This is a genomic window from Glutamicibacter sp. MCAF14 (assembly GCF_052114325.1).
In the GTDB taxonomy this organism is placed as follows: Bacteria; Actinomycetota; Actinomycetes; order Actinomycetales; family Micrococcaceae; genus Glutamicibacter; species Glutamicibacter arilaitensis.
This window is the reverse complement of sequence record NZ_JBFREO010000006.1, coordinates 183,221-197,557: the sequence shown is the minus strand read 5'-3', so window position 1 is coordinate 197,557 and position 14,337 is coordinate 183,221. Positions and strand designations below refer to the sequence as shown.

Genomic DNA, 14,337 nt, shown 5'->3' with positions numbered 1-14,337 from the left:
CGGCCATGCTGATAGGCAACGGCCAGATCACTACCGTCAACAGCGCGCCATTGAGCAAGCTGGCCTCCGGATTCGTAATGGGGTTGCCACTGGCCGCACTATGCGCTGACCGGTGTGGGCATGGAATTGGATGCAATTGCCGCGGTAGTCATCGGCGGAACACTGCTGATCGGCGGGATGGGCTTCATCCTTGGCTCGGTGGTCGGCGTAATGGTGCTGGGGCTGATCCAAACCATCATCACCTTCGAAGGAACTCTCAGTTCCTGGTGGACCAAGATCGTCATCGGCGTACTGCTGCTGATCTTCGTGGTCCTGCAACGGGTGCTTTCGCTGCGACGCACCTAGCTCCGGAGGTATTGCAAACTCCTTGATTCGCGATAGATTGCCAATGACGCATGAAAATCGGGGAGGATCCGAATGGGCAAGGACCAAGAAGCACAAGTGGGCGTGAGCATTTCCGGATCTGTTGCCACGGTACTGCTGGATAACCCGCGCCAGTTCAACGCGCTGACCAAGGACATGTGCCTGCATCTGGTGGGTGCCTTTGCGGGCTTGGCGACCAACGAAACGGTGCGCACCATCGTGGTTCGCGGTGCCGGGGCGAACTTTTGTGCTGGCATCGCCATTGATGACATGGATCAGGTGCTCTTTGACCGGGATTCTGCAGGGGAGCTGATCAACCATTTCGACCTGCTGGACAAGACCATTTCCAGCTGCGCGAAAACCACCATCGCGGTAGTGGAGGGCAATTGCTTTGGCGGGGCCTGGCAGCTGGCCTCGGCCTGCGACATCCAGCTGGCATCCGATGATGTGCGCATCGCGATCACCCCGGCCAAAATCGGTCTGGTTTTCCCGCGTCCGGGCATCGAGCGCTTGGTGCGTACCGTGGGGGAGCACCGGGCCAAGTACCTGCTGTTCTCCGGAGCGAAGATTTCCATTGCCGAGGCAGAACGCTGGGGCATGTTCACCAAGGTGGTCGGCAGCGGGCAATTGGAAGCGGAGGTTGCTGCCCTTGTCCGGCAGGTCGCCGCGAATTCGCCGTATTCCATTGCCCGCACCAAGGAAGCGATCAACCTGCTCTGCCAGGGTGAAGCAACCGAGAGCTGGTGGGAAGCGATGTGGGAGGAAAACGGGGAGAACGCGGATCTGGCCGAAGGCAGATCCGCGTTCTTGGAACGTCGCGCCCCGAACTACGGCGGTGCGGGCGAATAGCGTTCGCTAGGCATCCTCGGCAGTGAACTGGGCAACCAGTTCGCGCTTGAGGATCTTACCGCTGGGGCCCAGCGGGAATTCCTTCACAATCTCGATGAGCCGCGGGTACTTGTACGCGGCCATCTGCGCGCTGGCCCACGCCACCAGCTCCTGGACTGACAGCGTGGAGCCAGATTCCAGGGTCACCGAAGCGGCAATCTCCTGGCCGTGGGTTTGGTGGGGCACCCCGTACACCGCGGCATTGGAAATCTCCGGATGGGAGACCAGCACCTCTTCGATTTCACGCGGGTACACGTTGTAGCCATTGCGCAGGATCATGTCCTTGGTCCGGTCCAGGATGCGCAGGTAGCCATCCTCGTCCTTGGTCCCCAGATCCCCGGTGCGGAACCAGCCATCAACCACCGCTTCGGCAGTGGCTTCGGGCCGGTTCAGGTACCCGGAGAACAGGTTGTGCCCGCGGATGACCAGCTCGCCGAGCTCCCCGCGCGGCAGCAACCGGATCTCATCGGCGCAGGCTGGGTCAGCGATCTCCACATCCACGCCCCAGACCGGTGTGCCGACGGTGCCCGGCCGCGGGTCGACGCCTACATGGTTGAAGCAGGCTACCGGCGAGGTCTCGGTCAGCCCGTAGCCCTCGTGGATGCGCGCGCCGAAGCGCTGCTCGAACGCGGCGAGGATGGAGACCGGAAGCGAAGCGCCGCCGGAAATGGCGTAGCGCAGCTTTTCTGGCATCCCGTCGCGCTGCTTGCCGGCTTCGAGCAGGGCCACGTACATTGTCGGCACCCCGAAGAAGACATCGATTCCCTCATCCAGCAGGAGCTGGAGGGCACCGGTGGCGGTGAACTTGGGCAGCAGCATGATCTCGGCGCCCACCCGCAGCCCGGTATTGAGCACGCAGGTCTGGCCGAAGGTGTGGAACAGCGGCAGTCCGCCGAAGAGCTTGTCGCCGCGGCGCAATTCCATGGTGTTCAGCAACGTGGTGTGGGTCTGCTCGATCAAGGCCAGGTGCGTGCCCAGGGCCCCCTTGGGCTTGCCGGTGGTGCCCGAGGTGTACAGGATCGTGGCCAGGTCTTCGGGGCGGCGCGGCAGGTAGGTGCCAATCGGCGCGGCGTGCCGGGCGAGGTCTTCGAGCCGGATGGTGCCCGCTTCCTCCGGGGCCAGCACGCTGAGCACCGGAACCCCGGAAGCAGTAGCCCCCGACGCGCCCTCGGCGAGCAGCGGTGCGGCGCAGATCAGCAGCTTGGCTCCGGAATCCTCCAGGATGTAGGAGATCTCGCGCGCCTTGAGCAGCGCGTGGACCGGTACCGCCACGGCGCCCAGGGCCAGAACCGCGTAGTAGGCGCGGGCGAAGTCCGTGACGTTGGGAATGAGCAAGGCCACCCGGTCGCCCGCCTCGATGCCTTGGGCTTGCAGGGCTCCGGCGTATTGCCGGGCTTGCTCCCACAGCTGCTCATAGGTGGTGCTGCGGCCATCGACGGTGATGGCGTTCAGGTCTCCATACCGGGTAGCCCCTTCGGCAAGGATGGCCGCCACTGAAACAGTGAGATTGGATGTGGAAACGCTCATGGGGAACTCCTCGGATGGGCCAGTGGGGATTTGTGTGCTATGTCACATTAAAGCATAATGGAACTACGGTTCATTCCGAGGGATTGAGTTTCGTAATATCTTGGTCAGCAGCAAAATTTCCGTTGCTGATCTGAATAAAAAGGACATAGACTCAGCCCAAACGAGCTGGATGAACTGTGGAATGGGGAGCGATGCCGGCACCAAGGGAGCCACGGGCCGAGCCGTGCTGGGTCGATTTGATCACCAGCGACGTGCAGGGTGCCGCCCGGTTCTACACCAAGCTTTTCGGGTGGGAAGTACGTCAAGAGGCGCCAAGCGACGACGAGGGATTCGCCGAGGTCTACCTTGACGGGGCAATGGTCACGGACTTCATCGCCAATGACCCGGATTCCGAGGTGGATGACGCCTGGACCACCTACCTGAATGTGACCGATGTGCACGCTGCCGCCTACGCGACCAAGCTGCACGGCGGCAAGGTCTACCTCAAGCCCATCGAGATTCCCGGCCAGGGAACCATGGCGATCATCGGGGATCCAGCGGGTACCGGAGTCGGGCTCTTCCAAGCATTCCAATCAGCGGACACCGCCGCAACCCTGGCACTTGGCACGCGCATCTGGAGCGAGCTGCATACCAAGCACTTCGAGGCTGTGGCCCGCTTTTACCGGATAGCCTTGGGCTGGTGCCTGTCCCCGGTCTCGGACACCGACGAATTCCGCTACCATACCTACGGCCAGGGATCCGAGGCGGTGGCTGGAATCTTCGACATCTCCAGCTATCCGGATTCCAAGTCCGGATGGCGCGCCTACTTCGCGGTTCAGGACGCCGATGCAACTGTGGCGCTCGCCGAAAAGCTCGGGGGCACGGTCATCCACGAAGCCCATGATTCCTACTTTGGCCGCATGGCCGTGCTCGGCGACCTGACAGGCGCCGAATTCGCCATTATCCAGCCTTCGCAGAAGTAGCTGGCGACAGCGCGGTTCGGGTTGCAGTGCGCTTCCACAGATACGGGGTGGTGGAGGAAACCTTTACCAGTCCTTGGCGCTCCAGTATCGGACGGGAATACTCGGTGCTGTCGCTGTGCACATACCGGATGCCCCTAGCCTCCGCGCTACGTGCCCGGGCATCGACCAGAGCCCGGTAGATGCCGCGGCCGCGGTATTCGGGCAGTACCCCGCCTCCTCAGAGGCCTGCGAATTCGGTTTCTGCGACGGGTTCCAGGCGGCCCGCGCCGGCCATCTGCCCATCGGCCCACGCAACCCACAGTTCCATGCCGTCATTTCTCGCCATGCGCGAAACCAGCGCTTGGGTTGTCGCCGGATCGTAGGGTTCGCCGAATGCCCGGTCGACCACGCGGCACATTTCTTCAATCTCATCCGCACTGCTCGAACGCCGCAATTCCACACCTGCAGGAGTGATTCCATCGCTGAACAACGCCTGCAGCGGCCCGATCATGATCGATTCGGTCTCCTGGGCAACGAAGCCCAGCGAGTGCAAGCGCTCGGCCAGCCCGGGTGCGTAGTCGTGTCCACGGGTTTTGAATTCCACCTTGGAGATCTGCGGTTGCGCCGCGAAACGCTCCAGCGCCGGACCGGCCAGCTGGGCTAGCGTCTGCGGTTCGCGCCCGGTGAACCGCGGGTAGGTGATGAAGCCACGCCCATTGGCAAAGTTTGCCAAGCGCAGCGGACCCAGCTTGCAAACGGATAGGGCGCCGGAAGTCTCGGCCTCGGTCCGCAGCTGTTCATCGTAGAGCCGCAGATAGCGCTCGAGAGTGGTGTCCATCTGGATAGTTTGCGGTTGCTACCCCGCCCGCGTTGCCAGCGGGGCGGCAACGGTGCCACACTCAGGGGAGTTGAGTAGCTGTCGAGGAGTAGTACATGGGCCGTAAGATCATCCGCCGCCGGGTAATTCGCGCAACGCGCGATGGCGGCTGGCGCCCGCGCGAGGAGAGGCTGGCCGGCGAGGAGCCATTGGAGATCCGCTTCGGGTACACCTCGTACACCACCTCGATGCGCACCCCGGGCGACGACTTCGACATGGTGGCGGGATTCCTGGTAGGCGAGGGAGTGATCCGGCAGGCCGACCAGCTGGTCTCCATGCGCTACTGCGCGGGCACCGACGAGGAGGGCAACCAGACTTTCAACGTCATCGAGGTGCAGCTCGGGCCCGGAGCCACGCCACCGGATCTGGCCGCCGCGCGCAATGTGGTGACCAGCTCGGCCTGCGGTATCTGCGGTACCAATTCAATCGACGAGGTGCGCAAGAAGGCCGGATTCGAACTGGATTCCGGCACCGGCATCATCGAGCTGGGAACCCTGCTGGATTTGCCCGATACCCTGCGCGAATCGCAGCAGCTGTTCTCCTCCACCGGGGGAGTGCATGCGGCGGGGCTGTTTTCGGCCACCGGCGAATTGCTGATCCTGCGCGAGGACGTGGGGCGTCATAATGCGGTCGACAAGGTGATCGGCGCGGCCTTGCGCGCCGGGATGCTGCCACTGCATGATGCCGTGCTCCAGGTTTCCGGGCGGGCCTCCTTCGAGCTGGTGCAGAAGGCGGCCATGGCCGGAATCGGGCTGCTGACCGCGGTCAGCGCGCCCTCTTCGCTGGCCGTGGATTTGGCCGAGGAAGCGGGCCTGACACTGGCAGCATTTTCTCGCAACCACAGCGTGAATATTTATACGCATGCACATCGCGTGATCAAGGCGTAGCCTAGTAATATGTGAGCTGGATATCAGTACCAGCCGCGCAACCCAGAGGAGGGTCTCATGCATCGTTCGGCACCTAAGAAAGACATCAACGAAGATGATCTGAAAGTCAGCGAGCCAGCCCATGCCGCTGCGGGCCTGAAAGCCGTCATGGTTTCGATGGAGCGCGGCTTCAGCCAGGCAGGGGCGTCGCGCACCCTGCGCTCAATGCTTCGCGTCAACCAGCATGACGGCTTCGACTGCCCGGGCTGCGCGTGGCCCGAATCCATTACCGAGCGGCGCAAGCCTGCCGAATTCTGCGAGAACGGTGCCAAGGCCATCGCTGAGGAAGCCAGCGCACGCACCGTGACCCCGGAATGGTTCGCGCAGCACTCCATCGCGGACCTGCAGGACAAGACCGAATACTGGCTGGGATCCCAAGGCCGGATCACCTCGCCGATGATCATCCGTGAAGGCGAAACCCACTACACCCCGATCAGCTGGGCGCAGGCTTTCTCCACCATCGGCGAGCACGTCAACGCCACCACCCCGGACAAGTGCGTGTTCTACACCTCCGGGCGCACCGCCAATGAGACCGCGTTCATGTACCAGCTGCTGGCCCGGTCCCTGGGCACCAACAACCTGCCGGACTGCTCGAACATGTGCCACGAATCCTCGGGCACGGCACTGAACCCGACCATCGGCATCGGCAAGGGCACCGTCTCGCTGGAAGACTTCGAGCACACTGATTTGATCTTCGTCATCGGGCAGAACCCGGGCACCAACCACCCGCGCATGCTCTCGGCATTGGCCGATGCGCGCAAGCGCGGCGCCCGTGTGGTCGCGGTGAACCCACTGCCCGAGGCCGGTTTCTTCGGCTTCAAGGACCCGCAGACCGTGGGCGGCATGCTGGGCAAGGCCGATCCGATTTCCAGCGACTTCCTGCAGATCAAGGTCGGCGGAGACCTGGCCCTGTTCCAGGCCTTCGGGCACCTGCTGCTCGAGGAAGAGAAGAAGCATCCGGGAACCGTGGTGGATCATGAATTCATCGCCCAGGTCACCGACGGCTTCGATGCCTACAAGGACGCCCGTGCCACCTTGGACTGGGAAGCAACCGAAGAAGCCACCGGGCTGACCCGCACCCAGATCACCGAGATCGCGATGCTGCTGGCCAAGTCCAAGGCCACCATCATCTGCTGGGCGCTGGGACTGACCCAGCAGCCGCACTCGGTGCCAACGCTCAAGGAAATCATCAACCTGCTCTTGCTGCAGGGCAACTTCGGCAAGCCAGGCGCCGGTGCCTGCCCGGTGCGCGGGCACTCCAATGTGCAGGGCGACCGCACCATGGGCATCTGGGAGAAGCCAACCGAGAAGCTGCTTTCGGCGCTGGATGCCGAATTCGGCATCGACTCCCCGCGCGCCCACGGCTACGACTCCACCGAAGCGCTGCACGCCTTCGAAAAGGATGAAGTGGATGTCTTCGTCTCCATGGGCGGAAACTTCGCGCTGGCCAACTCGGACACCGAAGCGCTGGAGGCGGGCATGCAGCGCACCAAGCTGACCGTGCACATCTCCACCAAGCCCAACCGCTCGCATGTGGTGCACGGCAAGACCTCGCTGATCCTGCCGACCCTGGGCCGCACCGACAAGGATGACAAGCATCCTGGCGGTGCCCAGTTCCTCTCGGTGGAGGACTCGATGTCGGTCATCAAGTCCACCCGCGGCCGGCTCACCCCGGTCTCCGAGCACCTGCTGGCCGAGCCGGTCATCGTCGCACGCATGGCCCAGGCGATCCTGGGCGATGGGCATCCGGTGGATTGGCGGGCGATGGCCGAGGACTACGACGTGATCCGCGACCACATCGAGCGCGTACTGCCCGGCTTCGAGAACTTCAATAAGAGGGTGCGCGACAAGAACGGCTTCGTGCTGCCCAACCCGCCGCGCGATACCCGCTCATTTGCCACCGATATCGGCAAGGGCCGCTTCACTGTCTCCGAGTTCGAGGCGCTGGAGGCTCCCGAGGGCCACCTGATCCTGCAGACCATGCGTTCCCACGACCAGTACAACACCACGTTCTACGGGCTTGATGACCGCTACCGCGGGATCAAGGACGGACGCCGGGTCATCCTGATCAACCCTGAGGACCTGGCCGATACCGGCTTCGCGGACCGCGAGCTGGTGGATGTGATCTCGACCTTTGCCGGAACCGAGCGTCGGGCCAACCGCTTCCGCCTGGTCTCCTACCCGACGGCGAAAGGCTGCGTAGCGGCCTACTATCCGGAGGCCAACGCGCTGGTGCACCGCGACCTTGTGGCCCGCGAATCGAATACCCCGGGCTTCAAGGCCATGATGGTCCGCTTCGTGGAACACACCCAGCAGCCGGGACGGACCCTGGATAGCTAAGGAAGGCAAGCGCTTGACGTAATGCAAGTCGCAGCGGCAACCGCTCAACCTGTTGTTCACCAGGCGTACTCTTGCGAGAGAATTGTCAGTGGCGCGCTCCACCACACCTTGTGGAGCGCCGATCTGCAGTCCACCGAAGAGGAAATTCCCCATGAGTGCTGCCCGCAGCCAACCCGCTGAGAGCATCAGACCCGAGGACGAACGCCTGTCCGCGCCGAAAACCGTCGCCTATGGTTTCCAGCATGTGCTGACCATGTACGGCGGAATCATCGCCCCGCCGCTGGTAATGGGAGGCGCCGCGGGCATGGACACCGCCCAGATCGGCGTGCTCGTAGCCAGCTGCCTGTTCATCGGCGGCTTGGCCACTATCCTGCAGACCCTGGGCATCCCGTTCTTCGGAGCCCAGCTGCCACTGGTCCAGGGCACCTCCTTCTCCGGGGTAGCCACTATGATCGCGATCCTCAACGGCGGCGGCGGCATGCCTGCGGTCTTCGGTGCGGTGCTGGCCTCCGGAGCCATCGGCATCGTGATCGCCCCGTTCTTCGCCAAGCTGCTGCGCTTCTTCCCGCCGGTGGTTACCGGCGTGGTGATCACCATCATCGGCGTCTCGCTCTTCCCGGTCACCGCTGACTGGGCCATGGGCGGCGCGGCTGCCGGAGATTCCTACGGTTCGCTGAAGAATATTGCGCTGGCCGCCATGACCTTGCTGATCCTGCTGGCCCTGTCCAAATCCGGCATCCCGGCGCTTTCGCGCCTATCGATTCTGCTGTCCATTGCGCTGGGCACCGCGGTGGCCGTCTTCATGGGCATGGCGGACTTCTCCCAGGTGCTCACCGGCGACATTTTCGCCGTGCCGACCCCGTTCGCCTTCGGCGTCCCGGTCTTCGAGCTCGGCGCCATCATCTCGATGATGATCGTCATCCTGGTGACCTATACCGAAACCACTGCAGACATGCTTGCGGTCGCCGAGGTCACCGGTTCCAAGGTGGACTCGCGCCGCATCGCCAATGGCTTGCGTGCTGACATGCTTTCCTCCACTGTGGCTCCGATCTTCAATACCTTTACCCAGTCCGCGTTCGCGCAGAACGTGGGCCTGGTGGCCATTACCGGTGTGAAGAGCCGCTTCGTGGTTGCCGCCGGCGGCGGCATCCTGGTCATCCTGGGCCTGCTGCCAGTGCTTGGCCGCGTGGTCGCTTCCATCCCATCCCCAGTGCTCGGTGGCGCCGGAGTGGTGCTGTTCGGCTCGGTAGCCGCTGCGGGCATCCGCACTTTGGCCAAGGCCAAGGATGACAACATGAACATGCTGATCATCGCGACCTCGCTGGCCTTTGGCTGCATTCCGATGGTGAAGCCTGACTTCTACGCCCAATTCCCGACCTGGTTCGGCACCATCTTCCAGTCGTCCATCTCCTCGGCCACCATCATGGCGGTCCTGCTGAACATCATCTTCAATGAGCTGAACTGGGGCAAGAAGGAGACATCGCTGCGCAGCGTCTACAAGTACCAGCTGGCTGGCTTGGAAGACGGCGACCGCCTGATCGACGGCAAGCTGTACGACTCGAAGGGCCTGGAAATCCAGGTGATTTCCGAGCAGCAAGGGCATGCCGGAGACCGTCCGATGCCGCAGGGCTAGCATCCTGGATGCGCTCTGAATAGCCAAACGCCCCCGTTCAATGAACTGGGGTGTTTGGCGTTGAGCGCTAAGGCTAGTTGGATTCTTTTTGCTTATCACCGGTCATGGTGATCGGCTGGACTCCGGAATTCGGGAAGCAACCGATGGGGCTCTGGCCGGACTCGGCAACGATATCCAAGCATTTGGAAGTCAAGGTCTCGTTGGTCAGCGAGCGTTCCAGGATCTTGTTGGCTTCGGCTTCCGCCGTGCTGGTCTGCTTGCGCTGCTGGGCCACGCGGGTCTTGGCCGTTTCTGCCTGCAATTCATTGATGCGGTTCTGCGTAGGCTCATCGAAGTTGATGATCGGCAAGGTGACCGAGCGGATCTCGATCTGGGTCTTGACCTTGGCCTGCATCTTCTCCTGGACAGACTTCGCCAGTCCTTCAAGATCCTGCCCGCCGCTGGCTGAATCGCCGTATTCCAGCGGATCATAGGTGGCCATGACTTCGTTCAGCGAGGCGCGGAAGTTGCGGTCAACCAGGTTCGACTGGATACCCTCAAAGGTGCGGTAGTCCAAGAATACGTCCATGGCATCGTCGGTCTTCAGCTGCCACTGGATCGAGGCGTCAACGTCAGCTCGTCCGTTGTTCCCCAGGCGAACCGGGATGGCGCTATCACCGGTGTAGACGTCGTTCTGCACCGAGCCGTCTAGTTTCTCGACCTTTTCCCATGGCCATTTCAGGTGGAATCCGTTGCTCACCACGGACGTCGGCTTGCCCAGGGCAACCTTCACGCCGACGGTACGCGGCTGAACGATGGTGGTGCATGCGATGGCCAGCACAATCAGTGAAACGATGAAGATGCTGATGCCGGTGAAGCGCGTGGAACTGCGGTTCTTGTTTTCTGGCTTCATGGCTTTGCCTGCGGCCATGACGATCAGTCCGATGATGGCGCAAAGAACTGCAACGATGGTGAGAAACATGATCTCCTCGATAGTGTGATGGTATCCGATATTCTATCGTTTGGATAATAGATAACCAACTTGGGCTGCCAATGCGTTGAGTTGATTAGCCATCACGCGGTTTATCGCGTCGCGGGTACTAGACTCATGGGTATGGAATACACAGAACTTGGACGTACCCACCGCAATGTGTCGGCCATCGGTCTGGGTACCTGGCAGCTCGGCGCTGACTGGGGCTCGGTTGATGAAGCAGCCGCACTTGCAGTGCTGGATGCCGCTTATGAATCCGGCGTGACCTTCTTCGATACCGCGGATGTCTATGGTGATGGCCGCAGCGAGCAGCTGATCGGCAAATGGCTGCAAGCCAACCCGGATGCCGGGGTCACCGTGGCCACCAAGATGGGCCGCCGCGTGGAGCAGCTGCCGGAAAACTACAACATGGATGCATTCCGCGCCTGGAATGACCGTTCCCGCAAGAACCTGGGAGTCGACACCCTGGACCTGGTCCAGCTGCACTGCCCTCCGACCCCAGTGTATTCCACCGATGCGATCTACGACGCGCTGGACACCATGGTTGAGGAAGGCCGCATGGCCAACTACGGCGTCTCGGTGGAAAAGGTAGACGAGGCCCTGGCCGCGATTGCCCGCCCGAACATCGCCACCGTGCAGATCATCATCAATGCCTTCCGCCACAAGCCGCTGGAAACCGTGCTTCCGGCAGCCCGCGAGGCAGGGGTGGGCATCATTGCGCGTGTACCGCTGGCCAGCGGCCTGCTGACCAACCGCTACACCTTGGACACCGAGTTCGCCAAGGACGACCACCGCAACTACAACCGCGACGGCTCGGCCTTCGACGTGGGCGAGACCTTCTCCGGGGTGGACTACGCCACCGGACTGGAAGCGGCCGGCGAATTCGCCAAGCTGGCTGCCGCTGAAGCGAACGATGCAACCAGCGCCCAGGTGGCCTTGGCTTGGCTGGCTGCCCAGGACGGGGTGAGCACCATCATCCCTGGAGCCCGCAACGCACAGCAGGCCCGCTCCAACGCGGCCGCCGGTTCGCTGAAGATCAGCGAGGGCTTCAACAAGTCCGTGCGCGATCTCTACGACGCCAAGCTGCGCGAACAGATCCACCCACGCTGGTAGCAGCGCGGGTGGGAATCCGTTCCTAGCTTTGCGGCGCCCCGACTGGGATGCTGGCACCTAGTGCCACTGGCTCGGCGGGGCGCTGCTGTCCGCGTTCGGAAACATATTCCAGCTCGGTGTCCGGCGCCGCCGTATTCACGAACGAGCGGAAACGCTTGAGCTTCACCGGGTCAGCCAAAGTTGCGGCCCACTCATCCTGGTAGTTGGCCACGTGGGCTTCCATGGCCGCCTCCAGTTCTTCGGCCAGCCCGAGGGAATCCTCGATAACCACCTGCTTGGCCCGCTCCAATCCGCCATCCAGATCCTGCAGCCAATGCGCGGTACGCTGCAGCTTGTCGGCGGTGCGGATGTAGTACATCAGGTAGCGGTCAATGTACTTGAACAGCGTCTGCTCATCCAGACCGCCCGCGAGCAGCTGGGCATGGGCGGGGTTGGCGCCGCCATTGCCTCCCACATAAAGGTTCCAGCCATCGGTCGTGGCGATCACGCCAATGTCCTTGGCCCGGGCTTCGGCGCACTCGCGAGCACAGCCCGAAACACCCATCTTCAGTTTGTGCGGTGCACGCAACCCCCGGTAGCGCAGCTCCATCTCGATGCCCAAGGCAGTGGAATCGAGCATGCCGTAGCGGCACCAGGATGAACCGACACAGGTCTTCACATTGCGCAGCGACTTGCCGTAGGCCTGTCCGGACTCGAATCCTGCGTCCACCAGTTCCCGCCAGATCTGCGGCAACTGCTCCAGCCGTGCACCGAACATGTCGATGCGCAGGCCGCCGGTGAGTTTGGTGTACAGCCCGTACTTCTGCGCCACCGCGGCAATCACGCCGAGCTTTTCCGGGGTGATTTCGCCGCCGGGGATGCGCGGAACCACCGAGTAGGTGCCATCCTTTTGCATATTGGCCAGCACGCGGTCATTGGTATCCTGCGCGCCGGCCAGTCCTGCATCCATCGGGTGCACACTGGTCTGGGAGGAGAGGATGTTGGCGATGACCGGCTTGCAGATATCGCAGCCCTTGCCCGTGCCAAAGCGCTCCATCACCTCGCCGAAGGTCTGCAGTCCGCCCACGCGGATGGCTTCGTAGAGTTCCGGGCGGGAGAAGGAGATGTGCTCGCACAGAGCAGTGGAAACCTCTGCACCGTCCTTGAGCATCTGCGCTTCCATGAGCTTCTTGATCATCGGCACGCACGAGCCGCACTGGGTGCCAGCCCGGGTGCAGGCTTTCAGGCCGGAGACAGTGGTCACCGGCGCTTCGTCCTCGAAGCAGCCGCATCCGGAGACCGCATCGCGGATTGTTCCGGCGGTCACTGAATTGCAAGAACACAGCACCGCGTCATCGGGCAGTTCGCCCTCGGGTGCTTCGCCGCCCAACGCGCTGAGGTAGGCGCCGGGTTCGCCTGGCAGTTCGCGACCGAGCAGTGGACGCAAGGACTGGTACGGGGTGGCATCGCCAACGAAGATGCCGCCGAGCAGGGTCTTGGCATCGGCAGAAACCACAAGCTTCTGGTACAGGCCGCGCGGAGCATCGGCGTAGACCACTTCCAGCGCGCCTTCGGAGCGGGCAAAGCCATCGCCGAAGCTGGCTACATCCACGCCGGAGAGCTTGAGTTTGGTAGCGGTATCGAAACCGGCGAATTCGGCCTGTCCGCCAGCCAGCTGCTCGGCGACGATTTCCGCCATGGCATTGGCCGGGGCCACCAGGCCGATGCAGAATCCGTCGTAGTTCGCGACTTCGCCGATCGCCCAGATGTGATCGATGTCCGTGGCACAATGCGAGTCGATGACCACGCCGCCGCGAGGCCCCATGCCGAAGCGCGGTGCCTGGCTGCCGGCCTCGTCGAGGGCCGCGTTGTAGTTCCGGATCAGCTCATCGCGAGGACGCACGCCGATCGAGACGACCACCATATCCGCATCGATGGTGCGTTCATCAGCCATCAGCACGCCGGTGACCGCGGTGCCGCCATTGTCCTGGCTGGTGAGGATTTCCTGCGGGAAAACACCGTTGTGGACGGTGAACCCGGTTCGCTCGATGAGCCGGCCCATGGCCTGGCCGGCCCCTTCATCCAGCTGGGTGCCCATCAGCCATTTGCCGCCATCAATGACGACTGCTTCTGCACCCAATGCCTGCGCCCCAGCGGCCGCTTCCAGCCCGAGCAGCCCGCCACCGATGGTAGCCACCACCGGGGTACGGCCCAAGGAAGCTGAAAGTTCCTTGACCTTCTGCGCGATGGACCAGACGTCTTCCAGCGTGCGGTACACGAAGGTATGTTCGTTGCCGGCAATCGGCAGCGTGGCCGCGTTGGAACCGGTGGCGAGCACCAATTCGTCATAGTTGAAGATGCGTCCATCAGCAGTGGTAACCGTGCGCTTGGCACTGTCGATAGCCACGGCCTTGGCGTTGGTCTCCAAGGTGACGTGCTCCGCTTCCCACAGCTTCGGATCGCCAAGGGTCAGGTCGACCCCGGGGTTAGTCAACGCCCGGGAGAGCGCCACGCGGTCATAGGGAAGATGAGTTTCCTCGGTCAGGACCGTAATGCGCAAATCTTGAGGAGCGCGGCTGGCCAAGGCTTCGGTGAAACGGTGAGCTGCGGGGCCGCCGCCGATAACCAGGATGTTGCGTGCATTGTGTGGAGTACCCATGATCAATTTCGACTTTCGCTGGGAAACGGTGAGTTTCAGGCTGATGAGACCACTGTAGAAAGTGCGTTTTGCGCAGCAATTACCCTTGTGTTTCGACCTGAGCAATTCTCTCCACCACCGG

The 14,337-nt window shown here is 62.7% G+C and carries 10 protein-coding genes and 1 pseudogene; 7 read left to right on the top strand and 4 right to left on the bottom strand.

Annotated elements, in window-relative coordinates:
- Nucleotides 1-99: 99 nt before the first annotated feature.
- Together AB4Y71_RS14475 and AB4Y71_RS14470 are read left to right on the top strand one after the other, a co-directional pair.
- Nucleotides 100-345, top strand: a pseudogene (locus AB4Y71_RS14475) (ABC transporter permease subunit); the annotation flags it as partial.
- Nucleotides 346-417: 72 nt separating this feature from the next.
- Nucleotides 418-1,212 carry an enoyl-CoA hydratase/isomerase family protein gene (locus tag AB4Y71_RS14470; RefSeq protein WP_441721358.1) on the top strand — a complete coding sequence of 265 codons (795 nt, stop codon included), beginning with the start codon at nucleotides 418-420 and terminating at the stop codon, nucleotides 1,210-1,212.
- A gap of 6 nt (nucleotides 1,213-1,218) precedes the next feature.
- Here AB4Y71_RS14470 and AB4Y71_RS14465 read toward each other — a convergent pair whose 3' ends face one another.
- A complete protein-coding gene (locus AB4Y71_RS14465) occupies nucleotides 1,219-2,778 on the bottom strand; it encodes a long-chain-fatty-acid--CoA ligase (protein WP_441721355.1) in 1,560 nt (519 codons plus the stop codon).
- 191 nt (nucleotides 2,779-2,969) lie between these two features.
- On the opposite strand from AB4Y71_RS14465, the gene AB4Y71_RS14460 reads away from it, so the two are divergent.
- Entirely contained in the window at nucleotides 2,970-3,740 is a 771-nt protein-coding gene (locus AB4Y71_RS14460) for a VOC family protein (RefSeq protein ID WP_441721353.1), read from the top strand.
- Between the two features lie 217 nt (nucleotides 3,741-3,957).
- On the opposite strand, the gene AB4Y71_RS14455 is transcribed toward AB4Y71_RS14460, so the two are convergent.
- Nucleotides 3,958-4,557 carry a GNAT family N-acetyltransferase gene (locus AB4Y71_RS14455; protein WP_441721351.1) on the bottom strand — a complete coding sequence of 200 codons (600 nt, stop codon included), beginning with the start codon at nucleotides 4,555-4,557 and terminating at the stop codon, nucleotides 3,958-3,960.
- Between the two features lie 95 nt (nucleotides 4,558-4,652).
- Between AB4Y71_RS14455 and fdhD the strand changes: the two genes are divergently transcribed.
- From fdhD to AB4Y71_RS14440, 3 genes are all read left to right on the top strand, one after another.
- Nucleotides 4,653-5,483, top strand: a complete 831-nt coding sequence (gene fdhD, locus AB4Y71_RS14450; RefSeq protein WP_441687686.1) for a formate dehydrogenase accessory sulfurtransferase FdhD — start codon at nucleotides 4,653-4,655, stop codon at nucleotides 5,481-5,483.
- Nucleotides 5,484-5,540: 57 nt separating this feature from the next.
- A complete protein-coding gene (locus AB4Y71_RS14445; protein ID WP_441721348.1) occupies nucleotides 5,541-7,862 on the top strand; it encodes an FdhF/YdeP family oxidoreductase in 2,322 nt (773 codons plus the stop codon).
- A 151-nt stretch (nucleotides 7,863-8,013) separates the two neighbouring features.
- Nucleotides 8,014-9,495 (top strand): nucleobase:cation symporter-2 family protein, encoded by a 1,482-nt coding sequence (locus tag AB4Y71_RS14440; RefSeq protein WP_441721345.1) that lies wholly within the window; start codon nucleotides 8,014-8,016, stop codon nucleotides 9,493-9,495.
- 73 nt (nucleotides 9,496-9,568) lie between these two features.
- Here AB4Y71_RS14440 and AB4Y71_RS14435 read toward each other — a convergent pair whose 3' ends face one another.
- Complete coding sequence (locus AB4Y71_RS14435; protein ID WP_013350201.1) at nucleotides 9,569-10,456, bottom strand: SPFH domain-containing protein; 888 nt, start codon at nucleotides 10,454-10,456, stop codon at nucleotides 9,569-9,571.
- Nucleotides 10,457-10,588: 132 nt separating this feature from the next.
- On the opposite strand from AB4Y71_RS14435, the gene AB4Y71_RS14430 reads away from it, so the two are divergent.
- Entirely contained in the window at nucleotides 10,589-11,578 is a 990-nt protein-coding gene (locus AB4Y71_RS14430) for an aldo/keto reductase (RefSeq protein ID WP_441721342.1), read from the top strand.
- 22 nt (nucleotides 11,579-11,600) lie between these two features.
- Here AB4Y71_RS14430 and nirB read toward each other — a convergent pair whose 3' ends face one another.
- Nucleotides 11,601-14,216, bottom strand: coding sequence for a nitrite reductase large subunit NirB (nirB, locus tag AB4Y71_RS14425; protein ID WP_441721340.1), 2,616 nt, complete (start codon nucleotides 14,214-14,216; stop codon nucleotides 11,601-11,603).
- Nucleotides 14,217-14,337 lie beyond the last annotated feature (121 nt).